The organism is Duganella sp. GW821-FHT07F09, from assembly GCF_059418705.1.
This window is the reverse complement of record NZ_JBWKQJ010000022.1, coordinates 1-16,220: the sequence shown is the minus strand read 5'-3', so window position 1 is coordinate 16,220 and position 16,220 is coordinate 1. Positions and strand designations below refer to the sequence as shown.

Sequence of the window (16,220 nt, the reverse complement as noted above, 5' to 3'; positions counted from 1 at the left end):
TTTTTAGCGGGAGAGTCGGAAGACTTTGACCGCTTCGGCCAGCTGGTCGGCCTGCGCCTGCAAGGCGCCGGCCGCCGCTGCGGCCTGCTCCACCAGCGCGGCGTTTTGCTGCGTGGTGCTGTCGATGCTGCCGATCGCTTGATTGATCTGCTCGATCCCCAATTCCTGCTCGCGGCTGGCGGTGGCGATCTCGCCGACGATGGTGTTGACGCGGCTGATGCCGGTGACGATCTCGTCCATCGTGCCGCCGGCCTGGCCGACCAGCACGCTGCCCGCCCCCACCTGCGCGACCGACGCGTCGATCAACTGCTTGATCTCCTTGGCGGCAGAATCGGACCGATGCGCCAGACTGCGCACCTCGGAGGCGACCACCGCGAAGCCACGGCCCTGCTCGCCCGCGCGCGCCGCTTCCACGGCCGCGTTCAACGCCAGGATATTGGTCTGGAAGGCGATTCCCTCGATCACGCCGATGATGTCGACGATCTTTTGCGACGAGGCGTTGATCGCGCCCATCGTCTCGACCACCTGCGTCATGACCGCGCCACCCTTGCTGGCGACCTGGGCCGCCGACGACGCCAGGTCGTTGGCCTGCCCCGCGTTGCTGGAATTTTGCTTCACCGCCGACGTCAATTCCTCCATCGACGAGGCCGTCTCCTCGAGGGAGCTGGCCTGCGACTCGGTGCGCGACGACAGGTCCATATTGCCGGAGGCGATTTCGCTCGACGCCAGGGCGATGGCGTCGGTGCCGCTGCGCACCTGGCCGACGATCGTATGCAGGCTGGCGTTCATATTGGCCAGCGCCCGCTTGAGCAAGCCCGTTTCCGAGATGTCGGCCGCGTCAAGCGTCATGCTGCCGGACAAATCCCCCTTCGACACGTTCTCCGCGAAGCCGACCGCCTCGTTCAGCGGCTGCATGATGGATCGGGTGATGATCTGGCCGATCACCAGCGCCACCACCACCGCCAGCAGCGAGAAGCCGATGATCTGGTAGCGCGAGTTGGCCACGGCGCTGTCGCCGACCAGCTTGGCCGACTCCGAATTCTTCTCAATCAGGTCGCTCAGCGTCGACATGCTCTTTTCCAGCACCCGGAAGCTGTCCATGAAGCCGGCGAACTTGGCCTGCGCGGCGTCCTTGTTGGTCAGCGACAGCTCGACCATTTCCTCGGTGTTTTTCAGGTAGCGTTCGACGTCGGGCCGCACCGTCGCGATGGCGGCGCGCACCTCGTCATCGATGTCGGCCGCCTCCATATCCTTGATGCCACTGCGGAACAGGGCCATATGCTCGGCCAGGTCTTCGCGCACGCCCTTGATCTCGGCCGGATCGTTCTTCTCGGAGGCGATGCGCGCGGCCAGCACATCGGCGCGCAGGGCGTCGTGCATCATATCGGCCTGCAACTGATCCTTCATCGCCGCGCTGTTGGTGCTGATGGCGTGGATCGCCCCGTCAAGTACCTGTACGGCCACATAACCGACTATGCCAACCAGGCTGACAAAGGCCAGCGTGACCACATTCGATAACAGCAAGCGCTGTCTGATCGTCAACCGCATAATAACCCCTGCTTAAAACTTCATGGAAAGGCCGATGGTCCAGCCCCAATCCGGCGTCCGGCTATTGAGGCCGCGCGACAGCGCGGTGTCGAGTTGCACGGTCTTGGTCAACAGGTAGGCCACGCCGGCGTTGAGGCTGCTGGACGTCCCGCCATCGCGCACATGGGCGATCTGCTCGGACGAATACTCGACAAAGCTGCGGAACTCATCGGTCCACCCTTTGCCGATCACAATGCCGAAGATGCCGCCGGTGTAGCGGTCGCCGTCGTCGTTGACCTGCGATGCGACGCCGGGCATCATGCCCAGCGAGAAGTCGTTGGGGAGCTCCCATTCGGCCACCAGCCGCAGGGAAGCGCCCTTGCCTTGGGCGCGGAAAGGCGCCGAGCCGCTGTCCAGGTCCACGTGGGCCAGCAGGCCGACCGACGGCCGCGCGTCCTGCTCGTCGGCGACGTGCCATTTGACGCCGAGCGAAACGTCGCCGTAGCCGCTTTCGGTGAAGCGGGCACCGCTGGCGGTGTCGGTCGACGTCGCGCGGATGCGGCCGGCAGTTTCCAGCCGCACCTCCCAATCCTCGCTGACGCCGTAGCGCAACAGGGTCGGTGTCGCGTATGCTTTGTCCTTGATGCCGTCGGCCTTGTTGCGATCGCCGGCGAGGCTGGTTTCGATCTGGAAGCGCCCCTTGCCGACAACGTTGCTGGACTCGACGAAATCGGGCCGGTCGGTGGCGATTTCATCCTCCGCCGCCAGTCCGAGCGCGGGCAACATAAGCAGTACGACAACAATATTTTTGATAGCCATGGCCCTTCTCCGACGACGATGTTCTGGACACCACCGTAACACATTGATTTAGATCAACGGTTGGTAAATTTCCACAGGAACACATTTCCCATATGACTTTAATCGAGCAACTCGCCCCCGAAGATTTCGATCTTTTCCTCGTCTATCTGAACGACCATTTGTCGGACAACGGCCGCGACGGCACCGGCTACTTCCAGCCGCTGTCGCGCGACGATTCGCGCTTCCCCGCCGACAAGGCGGAAGCGTTCAAGACCGGCATGGGCGTCGGCGTGGGCGCGCCCGGCTGGCGCCGCGTGTGGGTGGCGCGCGACGCCGACGCAGGCATCGCCGGCCACGTCGATCTGCGCGCCCACGCGGAACGCTACGCCGCCCACCGCTGCCTGCTGGGCATGGGCGTCGATCGCGGCCAGCGCAAAGCCGGCCTGGGCGGCCGCCTGATCGCGCATGCGCAATCGTGGGCGCTTCAGTCCGCGCGGCTCGAATGGATAGACTTGCAGGTGCTGTCCTGCAACACCCCCGCCATCAATCTCTACCTGCGCAACGGCTTCCACAAAACCGGCGAGATCGATGGCATGTTCGACATCGACGGCCAGCGTTTCTCGTACAGCGGCATGAGCAAGCGCCTTGACCCGGCCGCGACGTCATGGCCACGTAGGGCGGATTAGCGCAGCGTAATCGGCCATGCATGCGTCGCGACGGCTCATAGAGTGGCCGATTACGACGTCCCGCCTAATCCGCCCTACGTGTTTTAGAGGTATTAGAGGCTTTAGCGGTTCAGGGAACGCGGCCTGAGGTGTCCGTTTCCGGACGATGGTGGGCGAAGCCGGGCAACCGGTCCTGCGCCCGCGATCCCGCAGCCATCGCTACCGCATTGATTTATATGGCTTAATCAAAAACCAACCCGGTGGCACGGCGATTGCAATAGTGAGGGGAACACAACCTTCGCCGACGCATCAACATGGACCAGGCCCTCAACCCCAAAATCATCGCCGGCCGCCGCCGCAAGACCCTGCTCGCCATCGCCGCGTTGCTGGCCACGCTGTGCGTCGGCGCCTGGGGTATCAACCGCGCCGTCAGTCCCAGCGTGGAGGCCGGCGGCGTCAGCATCGCCGAGGTCCGCGTCGGCGATATCGCCAATACCATCAACGCCTCCGGCATCGTCATCCCCATCCACGAAGCGCTGGTCGCCAGCCCGATCCAGACCCGCGTGTCCAAGGTCCAGGCCAAGCTCGGCCAGCAAGTACAGGCCGGCGAGCTGCTGCTGGAACTGGACAACCGCACCGTGCTGCTGGCCATCGACAGCCTCAAGGAACAGCTGGCGCAACAGGAAAACCGCGTCCTGGCGCTGACCCTGGAGCTGGAACAGAAACGCAAGGAACTGCTGAGCGCCATCGAGTTGCTGGAGCTCGACCTGCAGGCGACGCGCGTGCGGTTGGGCCGCTACCAGACCTTGCGCAAGGCCGGCGGCGTCTCGGCCGAGGATCTGCTCACGGCCGAGCTCAACGTCCAGCGCAACGAGATCCAGCTGCGGCAAAAGCGCGAACAAATCGAGGACAGCAAGCGCGTCACCTCCAGCAACATCGAAGGCGCGCGGCTGCAAAAGAGCATCCTGCAAAAACAATTGTACGAGCAACAGCAACTGCTGGCGCAAACCCAGGTGCGCGCGCCGTTCGCCGGCATGCTGACCTTCCTGCTGGCCGACGAGGGCGCCAGCCTGGCCACCGGCCAGCTGGTGGCCAGGGTGTCCGAACTGAACAACTACAAGGTCGAGGCTTCGCTGTCCGACTTCCATGCGCGCGCGCTCAGCGCCGGCCAGCCGGTGCTGGTCGAACAGGGCAACGTCAAGCTCAAGGGCGAAGTCCACACCATCCTGCCGGAAATCCAGAACGGCACCGTCAAGCTGCTGGTGACCCTGGCCGACCCGCACCACGCGATGCTGCGCAACAAGCTGCGCGTCGAAGTCAACATCGTCACCGAGCAAAAAAAGAACGTCCTGCTGGCCGACAGCGGCCCCGCCTTCAACGGCCGCGGCCCGCAGGACATCTTCGTCGTGCGCGACGGCGTGGCCCGCAAAACCACGCTCGACATCGGCGCCAGCGACGGCAAGAACGTCGAGATCCGGGCCGGCGCCCGCGCCGGCGACCACGTCATCATTTCAGACACCCGCAACTACAAGGAACGCGACAGTATCCGTGTCAACTAAGCGTCCACTAATTTAGAGAGAGAAAGGCCCAACATGATTCGTCTGCAAAACGTCAGCAAAACCTACCAGACCGACAAGGTCGAAACCCTGGCCCTGAAAGACATCGACCTGCATGTCGAGAAGGCGGAATTCGTCTGCATCATGGGCCCCAGCGGCTGCGGCAAGAGCACCCTGCTCAACCTCATCGGCCTGCTGGACCATCCCGGCAGCGGCGCCATCCACGTCGCCGGCACGCCGGTGGCCTCGTACAAGGACAAGTATGTCGCCAAGCTGCGCAACCAGACCTTCGGCTTCATCTTCCAGAGTTTCCACCTGATCAACGACCTGCGCGTGATCGACAACGTCGAGCTACCGCTGTTGTACCGCAATATCTCGACCAAGAAGCGCCAGCGGCTGGCGCGCGAGGCGCTGGAAAAGGTCGGCCTGGGCGCCCGCATGGACCACTACCCCAACCAGCTCTCCGGCGGCCAGCAGCAGCGCGTGGCGATCGCCCGCGCCATCGTCGGCCAGCCGCAGGTGTTGCTGGCCGACGAACCCACCGGCAACCTCGACAGCAAGATGGGACAAGAGGTGATGGACATCCTGCTCAAGCTGCACAGCGAGGGGACCACCGTCATCATGGTCACCCACAACGAGCAGGAGGCGAAGATGGCCGGCCGCATCGTGCGCGTGTTCGACGGCCAGCTGGTCGCTTAAGGGGGCCGCATGTTCAGAAATTATCTGCTGACGGCGTGGAAGGTCTTCATGCGCCGCAAGCTGTTCACGGCGATCAACCTGCTGTGCATCGTGCTGACCCTGGTGGTGCTGATGGTGGTCAGCGCGCTGCTGCAAAACACCTTCTACCCCACCGGCGTCGAGGGCAGGAGCGACCGCTTCGTGCAAATGGTCATGATGCAGTCGGGTCACACCGACCGGAACGGTCAGTTCAGGGGTTTTTTCGGTTACAAGATCATCGAGCGATACCTCAAGCCCATGAAAGGCGTCGAGGCGGTGTCGGCATCGATGTTTCCGCAAGCGGTGGCGGTGTACCAGGCCGGCAGGGTCAGCGACGTGCAACTGCGGCGAACCGACGCCGAGTATTGGCGCATACTTGATTTCCGCGTCGTGGCGGGACGGGTCATCAGCGCCGACGATGTCGAACAGGGACGCTTCGTCGCCGTGCTCAACCTGTCGACGGCGCGCAAGCTGTTCCCCGGCCAGCCTTACCTGAACCAGAAAATCCTGATGGACGGCCAGACGTTCACCGTCATCGGCGTGGTCGAGGATGCGCTGCAAGTGAACGCCTATGCCGACGCCTGGGTTCCGACCACCACGCTGGCCTCCACCGATTACAAGAGCCAGGAATTCGGCAGCTTTACCCTGATGATCCTGGCGCGCACGGCGGCCGATCTGCCGGCCATCAAGCGCGACATCGTGCGCATCGCCAAGACGGTGCGCTATGACGATCCGAACCAATACAATGTGACGCAGTTCTGGGGTGACTCCAAGCTCGAACTGTTCGCCCGGACCTTGACGAGCAGCACCGCCGAGGACGCCGGCGTGGGCAAATTCGTCGCCGGCATCGTGGTGCTGATGCTGCTGTTCATGGCGCTGCCGGCGCTCAACCTGATCAACCTCAATGTCGGGCGCATCATGGAGCGCGGCAGCGAGATCGGCGTGCGCAAGGCCTTCGGCGCCACCAGCCGCCAACTGGTGGCGCAGCTGGTGCTGGAGAACGTGCTGCTATGCCTGATCGGCGGCGCGATCGGCCTGGTGTGCGCCGCCGGCGCGCTGTCGTGGCTCGAAGGTTCCGGCCTGATCCCCTATCTCAAGGTCGAACTCAACCTGGCGGTGTTCGGCTACGGGCTGCTGCTCACGCTGGTGTTCGGCGTGCTGTCGGGGGTCATCCCCGCCTGGAAAATGTCGCGCCTGGACCCGGTCCGCGCGCTGAAAGGAAATACCTGATGCTGCACCATCTCCTCAAACTGATCTGGAAGCGCAAATCGCGCAACATGATGCTGAGCCTGGAAATTCTGCTGGCCTTCATGGTGGTGTTCGCCATCGCCGCTTTCGCCGTGCGCAATTATCAGCTGCAACAGATGCCGACCGGCTTCGGCTGGCGCGACCAGTGGTCGGTCGTCATCCGCAACGCCCAGCGCCTCCCCAGCGACGCCGCCATGTACGACGCGCTCAAGCGCGCCCTGCTCGATCTGCCGGAGGTCGAAAAGGTCGCCTTCACCGCGGTGGCGCCGTACGAGATGTCACGCAGGATGGGCTTTTTTTCGCTGCCGGACGGCAGCAACCGCGTCGAGTCCGACAGCATGGGCAGCACCGACGACTTTTTCGACGCCATGCAAATGACGCCGGCGCAGGGCCGCTGGTTCTCCAAAGCCGACGACGGCGCCGACACAACGCCGGTCGTGATCAACCGCCTGCTGGCCGACAAACTATTCCCCGGCATCCCGGCGGTCGGCCAGGTGTTCATCGACGCCGAAGGCATGGCAATCGGCAAGCCGCAGCGCTACCGCGTCAGCGCGGTGGTCGAGCAGTACCGCACGAACGGCGAATACATGGACCCGGTCAATGTCGTGCTGCCGCGCTTTGTTCCCGGCGTCAGCGAGGACCCGCCCATGATCATCATGCTAAGGCTCAAGCCGGGCACGCCGCGCGCGTTCGAGGCCCGTCTCAGCGCCCGCCTCAAGCGCGAGCACAACGACTGGTCGTTCGTCATCAGCCCGCTGAGCGAGTCGCGCAAAACGATGCAGAAACTGCAGATGCTGCCGCTGGTGATCATGTCGGTGATCGCCGCCTTCCTGCTGGTGATGGTCGCCTTCGGCCTGTTCGGCGTGCTGTGGCAAAACACCACCCAGCGCATTCCCGAGATCGGCCTGCGGCGCGCGCTGGGCGCCGACGCCGGCCACATCTACCGGCAGATCATCGCCGAGCAAATGCTGCTGAGCACGGGGGCGATAATGGTCGCGCTGGTGCTGCTGGTGCAACTGCCGCTGACCGGCGCGTTCGGCGACAGCCTGAACTGGCCGGTGTTTTTGACGGCGGCGGCGCTATCGGCCGCTGTGATCTATCTGCTATCCTTGCTCTGTTCGCTCTACCCGGGCTGGCGCGCCGCGCGCCTCAGTCCGACCCAGGCGCTGCATTATGAATAAGGCTGTTTAATGTCGATGGAATCATCCCGTAAGCAACGCATATTAATTGTCGACGACGACGGCGCGGTCCAGGTGTCGCTGGCGTTGCTGCTCAAGCAGTCCGGCTTCGACGCCGTCTGCTGCGACGACCCGCCGCAGGCGCTGTCCACCCTGGCGCAACAACCGGTCGATCTGGTGCTGCAGGACATGAACTTCTCGCTGCACACCAGCGGCGAGGAAGGCCTGAGACTATTGGCCGACATCAAGCGGGCCCGCCCCGCCCTGCCGGTGCTGCTGATGACGGCGTGGGGATCGATCGCGCTGGCGGTGCGCGGCGTGCAGGCCGGCGCCGCCAATTTCTTCACCAAACCGTGGGACAACCCGCAACTGATCGCGCTGATCCGCGCGACCCTGGAAACGGCGGGCCCGGCCGCCTCGCCGCCACAGGCCGCCGCGTCGCGCCAGGCGCTCGACCAGCAGTTCGATTTCAGCGGCATCGTCGGCGAACATCCCCGCCTGCTCAAGGTGCTGGCCACCATCGGCCAGGTGGCCGCCACCCGCGCGCCGGTGCTGATCCTGGGCGAGAGCGGCAGCGGCAAGGAGTTGATCGCCGACGCCCTGCACCGCAACAGCCCGCGCGCGGCGCGTCCCATCGTCAAGATCAACATGGGCGCGATCACGCCGTCGCTGTTCGAGAGCGAGATGTTCGGCCACGTGCGCGGCGCCTTCACCGATGCCAAGACCGACCGCAAAGGCCATGTCGCCAGCGCGCACGAAGGCACCCTGTTCCTCGACGAGATCGGCGAGCTGAACCGCTCCGACCAGGTCAAGCTGCTGCGCGTGCTGCAAGACCAGACCTACCAGCCCGTCGGCGCCAGCCGCACCGAGCGCGCCGACATCCGCGTGGTGTCGGCCACCAACCGCGAGCTGGCCGAGCTGGTCGCCAGCGGCGAGTTCCGCGAGGATTTGTTCTACCGCCTGAACCTGATCACGATACGGCTACCGCCACTGCGCGAGCGCCGCAGCGACATCGCCCTGCTGGCGCGGCATATCATCGGCGAGGTGTCGGCCAGCTATGGACTGGGGCCGGCGACGATCGCGCCGCAGGCGCTGGACTGGCTCGGCGCGCAAGCGTGGCCCGGCAACATCCGCCAGCTCAAGCAAACCCTGGAGCGCACGCTGCTGCTGGTGGGCCGCAGCGAGTTGCGGCAGGCCGATTTCATCGCCGCCGAACAGAACGATGGCGCGCCGGGCGGATCGCGCGCCGCGCTGCGGGTCGACGGCATGACGTTGGAGCAGGTCGAGCGGCACATGATCGCGCACGCGCTCGACCAGCACCAGGGCAACATCTCGCGCGTGGCCAAGGCGCTGGGCCTGAGCCGCACCGCGCTATACCGCCGGCTGGAGCGCCATGGCTTGGGCGGCGTCCCGGACGGCGAGTCCCTTCCATGAGCTTGCCCTATCGGCTGTATGCCTACCTGATCGCCATCCACCTGCTGTTCGTTGGCGTAACGGTGGCGCTGTTGCGCGCCTCGCCGTGGCTGATGATCGCCCTGGAGGCGGCTTTACTGCTGAGCTTTATGCTGGGCGTGCGCCTCGTACGCCGCGCGCTCGAACCGCTCGGCTACACGCGCCACTTCCATGACCTGCTGCAGGACCAGCAATATGCGTCGCGCCTGCAACACAGCGCCAACCGCGAGCTGAACGAACTGATCGTCTTGTTCAACACCATGCTGGGCCGGCTCTATCAGGAGCGGCTGGAGATCGGCGAGCAGCAAGGTTTTCTCGACCGCCTGCTGGAGGCCACGCCCAGCGCGGTGATCGTGTTCGACTTCGACGGGCGTATCAGCCTGCTCAACGCCAGCGCGCAAGCATTGCTGGGGCTGGACGACGCCAAGGGCAAGCCGCTGCGGGCGTGGCTGGCCGGCGATGCCCCGGCAGGCGCGGGCGCGGGCGCGCCTGCCGGCGCCCGCTCCCCCGCCCTGCTGGCCCAGCTCGACCTGCTGCCGCTGGGCGATAGCCAGTTGCTGACCGACGCGGACGGCCGCCGCTACCGGGCCCAGCGCGGCCATTTTTACGATCGCGGCTTCGCCCGCCATTTTCTGTTGATCGAGGAGTTGACCGAGGAACTGGAGAGCTCGGAGAAGGACACCTACGACAAGCTGATCCGCGTTCTCGCGCACGAGGTCAACAACACGGTCGCCGCCACCGGCTCGGTGCTCGATTCGCTGCTGTACTACCGTGGCCAGCTCAACGAGCGCGATGGGGACGACTTCAGCACCGCCATCGTCGCCGTCAAGCGGCGCAATGTCAGCCTGGGCGAGTTCATCGAGCGCTTTACGCGCGTGGTCAAGATGCCGGCGCCGGAGCTGCGCCCCAACGCCGTGCGCGACATCATGGACGACATCCTGTATCTGTACCGCGAGCCGTGCCGCGCCCGTGGCATCCGCATCGGCTGGGCGTGCTGCGACGAGGTGCCGGCCGTGGGGCTGGACCGGCATTTGATCGAGCAGGCGCTGCTGAACGTGGTCAAGAACGCGATGGAGGCGGTGGAGGAAGCGGCGCTTGGCGAGCGGTTTATCGAGTTCGCGCTGGTGAACGAGGCGGATGGCGTGCGCCTATCGGTGACCGATTCGGGCAACCTGCTGGGCAAGGTGCCGGCGCGGCAGTTGTTCACGCCATTTTTCACGACCAAGAAGGGCGGCCAGGGGATAGGCTTGCTGTTCGTGCGCGAGGTGATGAATCGGCACGGGTTTGCTTATCGGCTGGCGGCCACCGGAGACGGGACTACGCGGTTTGATATTTTGCTGCGTTAAAACTCTTCCCACTCGGCGCCGGCCGGGGCCGGGGCCGGGGCGGAAGCGGCTGCGCGCAGGCGCGGCAGCGGCTTGGACGGCTTCATCAATGTGGTTTTGTGCGCCACCGCCATCGCCGGCGATGCCCTCTTCGCCGGCACACCGGCGCCGTCGACGCGGAACACGCTCACCACCCGCTCCAGATTGACCGCCTGCTGCTGCAAGGCTTCGGCCGCGGCGGCGGCCTGCTCCACCAATGCCGCGTTCTGCTGCGTCACCCCGTCCATCTCGATGACGGCCTTGTTGATCTGCTCGATGCCCAGGCTTTGCTCGTCGCCGGCGTTGGAGATGTCGGCCATGATCGTCGTCACCCGCTGCACGCTCGTCACCACCTCGCTCATCGTCAGCCCGGCCTGCTCGACCTGGCGGCTGCCGATCTCGACCTTCTCGACCGAGTCGCCGATCAACTCCTTGATTTCCTTGGCGGCGGTCGCCGAGCGCTGCGCCAGGTTGCGCACCTCGGACGCCACCACCGCGAAGCCCCTGCCCTGCTCGCCGGCGCGGGCCGCTTCCACGGCGGCGTTCAGCGCCAGGATGTTGGTCTGGAAGGCGATGCCGTCGATGACGGAAATGATGTCGACGATCTTGCGCGACGACGCGTTGATCGCGCCCATCGTGCCGACCACTTCCGACACGGCTAGCCCGCCCTTCTGCGCCACCTCGGACGCGGCGTGCGCCAGCTGGTTGGCCTGGCGCGCGTTCTCATTGTTCTGGCGTACCGCGCTGGTCAGCTGCTCCATCGACGAAGCCGTTTCCTCCAGCGCGCTGGCCTGCTCCTCGGTGCGCGAGGACAAGTCCTGGTTGCCGGTGGCGATCTGGGTCGAGGCCGTGGCGATGGTTTCCGTGCCGCTGCGCACCTCGGCGACGATGCCGGCCAGCGAATCGCGCATCAGCTTCATCGCGTGCAGCATGCTGTGCTGGTCGCCGGCCCTGGTGTCGACCGCCATGGTCAGGTCGCCGGCGGCGATGCGTCCGGCGATCTCGGCCGCGTAAGCCGGCTCGCCGCCCAACTGCCGCAGCAGCGAACGGCCGATGGTCACGGCGGCGCCCACGCCGATCGCTATGGCGAGGCCGCACAACACCAGCATCGCCATCCACGCCCGCGCGTAGGACTTGCTGGCCTCGGCGACATGCTCGTGGCTGTCTTCCCGGTGCAGGGCCGCATAGTCGTCCATGGCGTCCTGCCATTGCTGGGTTGCCGGGGCGGCCTGCGTCAGCACCACGGCGACGGCCTCGTCATCCTTGTGCGCCAGCGCCAGCGCGAACGCTTTGTCGTTGAGGGGGCGCGCCGCTTGGGCCAGCGCCGCGATGCGGTCGCTCACGGCCGCCTCCTTGGCTGTCATGGGCATCTTCGCCAACTGCTCGACCGCCTTGGCATAGGCGGCGCGGGCCTTTTCCAACTTGACCATCTCGGTGCGGATGGCGTTGTCGTCGTGCAGCAGCACCACCGCGTGCGACACCCGCGCGGCGATGTGCACGGACTCCGACATGTGCTCGACCATCTCGCTCTTGACCACATTCTCGTTGACGATCTCGTCGAGCTTGGCATGGATCGTGCTCATATTGAACACGCCGAGCGCGGCTATAAGCAGCAGCAACGTCAGGACCAGACCAAAACCCAGACTGAGCCGGGTACCGACTTTCATGCTGTTGAGTGCCATGCGACGCTCCAGGAGTGGCGGAAACTAAATTGATTGTACCCCCACCCTTGCGATAGTGATGAGAAACGATGCAGACACGCAACAACCTTCTTTATGCAAAAACCAAATAGCCATATAGCTAAATATTCGTTATATGAGCGATGGCGGGCTCGTTTATATCAGTCAACGCATATAAAATGGCCGACCGGTGACCTTTTTCCCGCTTAGGCGGGGCGTATGTGTGGTGTCGGATGATTTGTTTAACTTGTGGTCTTAATTCGTGGCAAAGGGTAGGCAATGGCTATCAACGTAATATTCAATCTGCTGGCGGCGCTGGTTTTGCTGGGTGTGCTGTACGCGCAGCAGCGCAAGCACGCGTCCTTTTCGGTGCGCGTGTTCACCGGCATGGGGCTGGGCATCGTGCTGGGCGCGGCGCTGCAGGCCATCTACGGCGCCGGCTCGGCCGAACTGAAAACCACCGGCGAGTACCTCGACATCGTCGGCTCGGGCTACGTCAAGCTGCTGCAAATGATCATCATGCCGCTGATCATGGTCTCCATCATCGCCGCCATCCTCAAATTAAAGGGCATGGATTCGCTCAGCAAGATCAGCGCGCTGACCATCGGCACCCTGATGGCCACCACCCTGATCGCCGCCGGCATCGGCATCCTGATGGCCAAGCTGTTCAGCCTGACGGCCGTGGGCCTGACCGCCTCGGCGGCCGACATCGCGCGCGGCGTTTACCTGCAAGGCAAGGTCGAAGCGGCGCAGGCGATCTCGCTGCCGAGCATGCTGCTCAGTTTCATTCCCGCCAATCCCTTCCTGGACCTGACCGGCGCGCGCAAAACCTCGACCATCGCGGTGGTGGTTTTCGCCGTCTTCATCGGCATCGCCGCCACCGGCATCCACGACAAGAAGCCGGACATCTTCGCCTCCTTCGACAACTTCATCAAGGTCGCCCACGCCATCGTCATGCGCATCGTCACCCTGGTGCTGCGGCTGACGCCGTACGGCGTGTTCGCGCTGATGGCGCAGGTGGTGTCGACCTCCAGCTACACCGACATCCTGCACCTGATCGACTTCGTGCTGGCCTCGTATAGCGCGCTGTTGCTGATGTTCCTGGTGCACCTGCTGATCGTCACCGCCGCCGGACTCAATCCGATCCGCTTCGTCAAGAAAATCCTGCCGGTGCTGACCTTCGCCTTCACCTCGCGCAGCAGCGCCGGCGCCATCCCGATGAGCGTGCAGACGCAGACGCTGCGCCTGGGGACGTCGGAAGGCATCGCCAACTTCGCCGCCTCGTTCGGCGCCACCATCGGCCAGAACGGCTGCGCCGGCATCTACCCGGCCATGCTGGCGGTGATGATCGCCCCGACCGTCGGCATCGACCCGTTCACCGCGCACTTCATCCTGCCGCTGCTGGCCATCATCACCATCGGCTCGGTGGGCGTGGCCGGGGTCGGCGGAGGCGCCACGTTCGCCGCGCTGATCGTGCTGTCGTCGATGAACCTGCCGGTCGCGCTGGCCGGGCTGCTGATCTCGATCGAACCGCTGATCGACATGGGCCGCACCGCGCTCAACGTCAGCGGCTCGATCACCGCCGGCACCGTCACCAGCCGGGTGCTGGGAGAGACCGACCTCGCCGTCTTCAACAGCGACGCCGACCTGCCGATCGACAGCGACAGCGAGCGCAAGACAGCCTGACTCAAAATAGCGGGAACCGCCCGGGCACGGGCGCTGTCTAATTTTTTCCCTGACCTTTTTTTGAAAGGAAAGAATGATGACTTCCCTGCATAAGACAACCAGCGTAGTGTTGGGCGCGGCCTTCGCGGTCGCGCTGCTGGCGGGCTGCAACAAGCGCCCTGCCGACCAGCCACAAACCCCCGCGCCCACACCGGAGAGCACGACGCCGTCAACGCCGTCGACCACACCGACTCCCGCGCCCACTCCCGCGCCCGACACCACCACGCCGCCCGCCACCGGCAGCGGCACGGGTAGTACCGACACCAAGCCCCCCGGCCAATAGGACATAAAAAAAAGGGCCATGAGAGGCCCTTTCCTGCGCGCGACATTCGCAGCGAGTTAAATCACGTAGGGCGGATTAGCGGGCCAGGCCCGCCAATCCGCCGGGAGCCCATCGAACGAGCGTCCTCCTGCCGGAGGACTTGAGAGCGCGCAGCGCGTAATCCGCCATGCGCGCGCCGCCAACGGCTCAAGCACAGCCCATCACCACATTGCGCCGAATCCGCCCTACGCGTTTTTAGAACTTGTAATTGTACGAAACACCGATCAAGGACAGGTGCGTATTGTACGTACCGCGCGTGGTCTCGCCATTACCGGTGCAGGTGCGCGACAAGGTATTGCACAGGTTCGTGTAATTCACCTGCGCATCCTTGAAGTCCACATAGCTGTACGCCAGATCGATCGACGAGCGCGCGTCCAGCTTCCAGTTCATGCCCAGCGAATACTGCATGCGGTCGCTGTCCGGCAGCGCCGGGTGGCGCAGTTCGGCGTTTTGCACCGGCGATTCGTCGAACGCCACACCGGCGCGCAAGGTCACGTTTTCGTTGTAGACATAATTGCCGCCCACCGCCACGCGCACCGTGTTCTTCCATTGCTGGCGGATTACCTCGGCGCCCTCGACGGTGCCAGGGAACTCGATGTCCAGGTTGCCCAGGCGGTTATGACGCGACCAGGTCACGTCGGCCATACCGGCCCACTTCGAATCGAACTGGTGGAAGACGTTGGCCGACAAGGTGTCCGGCGTGCGCAGCGACACCAGCGCCGCCGAGTTCGCGCGGTGCGACGCGGTCGCCAAGACGCCGTTGACGACCGGATCGGTGGTCGATTTCGAGAAATCCCAGCGGGTGCTGCCGCGCATATTGTGGCTGATCGACGAGCGATAGCTCAAGCCGAAGCGGGTATTTTCGTCCAGGGTGAACAGATAACCCAGGTTGAAGCCGAAGCCCCAATCCTTGACTTCGTTCTCGCCACGGCCGTCGCCGGCGGTGGCCAGCAGGGCCGGGTTGCCGCCCAGCGCGGTGATCTGACGGATCAGCGCGGCGCCTTGCGCGGCGTTGGCCGGCGTGCGCAGCGCGGCGATGGTGCCCGGCACGTCGACGGCCTGGCCCAGTTCGGCCTTCATGTGTTCCGCGTCGATACCGAAGCCGAACGAATGATGCTGGTTCAGTTTGAACGACACCGACGGATTGAGCGTGATCGCCTCCACCAGCACGTCGGTCAGCGCGTAGCGGCCGTTCCAGGTGCTGCCGTAGTCCAGCTTGGCGCCATACGGCACGAACAGGCCCAGGCCCACGGTCCACTGATCGTTGAGCTTCTTGGTCGCGTACAGCGACGGCGCGGCCACCGCGTCCGGCGCGTAGCCGGAGGCCTGGGTGCCGCCGGTGCGCGTACCGGTGAAGCGGGTCGAGCCGGTGTCGGTATAGGTCGAATGCGGCACCACGACGGTGGCGCCGGCGCTGATCTGCGTGCCTTCCAGGCGCGACATGCCGGCCGGGTTGTAGAAAATGGTCGAAGCGTCGTTGGCTTCGGCGCCGCTGGCGTCGGCGGTGCCTTGGGCGGCCACGCTCTGCGAACCGAAACGGTAGCCGGAAGCGCTGGCGCCGGTGGTCATCAGGCTCAGGGCGGCGGCGATAATCAGGGGAAGATGCTTGCGTTGCATGGTGGAGTCTCTCATTGTAGTCGGCGACTTTGCGCCAGGTTTTCTTCTGGTCCGGCAGCAAATCAAACCGATGAGGCCGGATTTGGTGCTGGAAGGCCAGCAGCTTACTACATTTATAAACTTTACCAAAAGGTGTGTTACTAGAGGGCAAACACTAATTTTCACCTTGAAACCGAGCGCTTGCTCTGCATTCCAGACGTAAAAAAAGGGCCAAAAGCCCTTTTCCACCCCCGGGGGGTCAGTGCCGACATTCGGACACGAACTTGTCCGCAAGGTGCCTTTACGGCGGAGCCCGTGTCCGAATGTCGGACCTCGTATATTGAGCGTACCGCATCTCCATTGGATAATGAAGATGTAGATGCGGCCAGGCGG

Annotated in this window: 13 protein-coding genes; 9 read left to right on the top strand and 4 right to left on the bottom strand. The window is 64.5% G+C overall.

Annotated features, from left to right (window positions below; genetic code table 11):
* Positions 1-3 precede the first annotated feature (3 nt).
* Both AC07P1_RS32155 and AC07P1_RS32150 read right to left on the bottom strand, forming a co-directional pair.
* Positions 4-1,548, bottom strand: coding sequence for a methyl-accepting chemotaxis protein (locus AC07P1_RS32155; RefSeq protein ID WP_494699663.1), 1,545 nt, complete (start codon positions 1,546-1,548; stop codon positions 4-6).
* A 12-nt stretch (positions 1,549-1,560) separates the two neighbouring features.
* Positions 1,561-2,346 carry a transporter gene (locus tag AC07P1_RS32150; RefSeq protein WP_494699662.1) on the bottom strand — a complete coding sequence of 262 codons (786 nt, stop codon included), beginning with the start codon at positions 2,344-2,346 and terminating at the stop codon, positions 1,561-1,563.
* A 92-nt stretch (positions 2,347-2,438) separates the two neighbouring features.
* Between AC07P1_RS32150 and AC07P1_RS32145 the strand changes: the two genes are divergently transcribed.
* The 7 genes from AC07P1_RS32145 to AC07P1_RS32115 all read left to right on the top strand — a co-directional run bounded on the left by AC07P1_RS32145 (position 2,439) and on the right by AC07P1_RS32115 (position 10,487).
* On the top strand, positions 2,439-3,011 hold the full coding sequence (locus AC07P1_RS32145) for a GNAT family N-acetyltransferase (protein WP_494699661.1): 573 nt from the start codon (positions 2,439-2,441) through the stop codon (positions 3,009-3,011).
* Positions 3,012-3,304: 293 nt separating this feature from the next.
* Positions 3,305-4,549, top strand: a complete 1,245-nt coding sequence (locus AC07P1_RS32140; RefSeq protein ID WP_494699660.1) for an efflux RND transporter periplasmic adaptor subunit — start codon at positions 3,305-3,307, stop codon at positions 4,547-4,549.
* Positions 4,550-4,582: 33 nt separating this feature from the next.
* Complete coding sequence (locus AC07P1_RS32135; RefSeq protein WP_330923233.1) at positions 4,583-5,245, top strand: ABC transporter ATP-binding protein; 663 nt, start codon at positions 4,583-4,585, stop codon at positions 5,243-5,245.
* A 9-nt stretch (positions 5,246-5,254) separates the two neighbouring features.
* Positions 5,255-6,493, top strand: a complete 1,239-nt coding sequence (locus AC07P1_RS32130) for an ABC transporter permease (RefSeq protein WP_363503525.1) — start codon at positions 5,255-5,257, stop codon at positions 6,491-6,493.
* A complete protein-coding gene (locus AC07P1_RS32125; RefSeq protein WP_494699659.1) occupies positions 6,493-7,692 on the top strand; it encodes an ABC transporter permease in 1,200 nt (399 codons plus the stop codon). The genes AC07P1_RS32130 and AC07P1_RS32125 overlap by 1 nt, the downstream gene beginning before the upstream one ends.
* Positions 7,693-7,707: 15 nt before the next feature.
* A complete protein-coding gene (locus AC07P1_RS32120) occupies positions 7,708-9,123 on the top strand; it encodes a sigma-54-dependent transcriptional regulator (protein WP_494699658.1) in 1,416 nt (471 codons plus the stop codon).
* Positions 9,120-10,487: a sensor histidine kinase gene (locus AC07P1_RS32115; protein ID WP_494699657.1), complete on the top strand. Its 1,368-nt coding sequence runs from the start codon at positions 9,120-9,122 to the stop codon at positions 10,485-10,487. The genes AC07P1_RS32120 and AC07P1_RS32115 overlap by 4 nt, the downstream gene beginning before the upstream one ends.
* Here AC07P1_RS32115 and AC07P1_RS32110 read toward each other — a convergent pair.
* Positions 10,484-12,187: a methyl-accepting chemotaxis protein gene (locus AC07P1_RS32110; RefSeq protein WP_494699656.1), complete on the bottom strand. Its 1,704-nt coding sequence runs from the start codon at positions 12,185-12,187 to the stop codon at positions 10,484-10,486. The two genes, AC07P1_RS32115 and AC07P1_RS32110, sit on opposite strands and share 4 nt — an antisense overlap.
* A gap of 276 nt (positions 12,188-12,463) precedes the next feature.
* Here AC07P1_RS32110 and AC07P1_RS32105 point away from each other — a divergent pair, with 276 nt between their 5' ends.
* Together AC07P1_RS32105 and AC07P1_RS32100 are read left to right on the top strand one after the other, a co-directional pair.
* Entirely contained in the window at positions 12,464-13,870 is a 1,407-nt protein-coding gene (locus AC07P1_RS32105; protein ID WP_494699655.1) for an L-cystine transporter, read from the top strand.
* Between the two features lie 76 nt (positions 13,871-13,946).
* Positions 13,947-14,192 (top strand): hypothetical protein, encoded by a 246-nt coding sequence (locus tag AC07P1_RS32100; protein ID WP_494699654.1) that lies wholly within the window; start codon positions 13,947-13,949, stop codon positions 14,190-14,192.
* Positions 14,193-14,426: 234 nt separating this feature from the next.
* On the opposite strand, the gene AC07P1_RS32095 is transcribed toward AC07P1_RS32100, so the two are convergent.
* Complete coding sequence (locus AC07P1_RS32095) at positions 14,427-15,848, bottom strand: OmpP1/FadL family transporter (RefSeq protein ID WP_494699653.1); 1,422 nt, start codon at positions 15,846-15,848, stop codon at positions 14,427-14,429.
* Positions 15,849-16,220 lie beyond the last annotated feature (372 nt).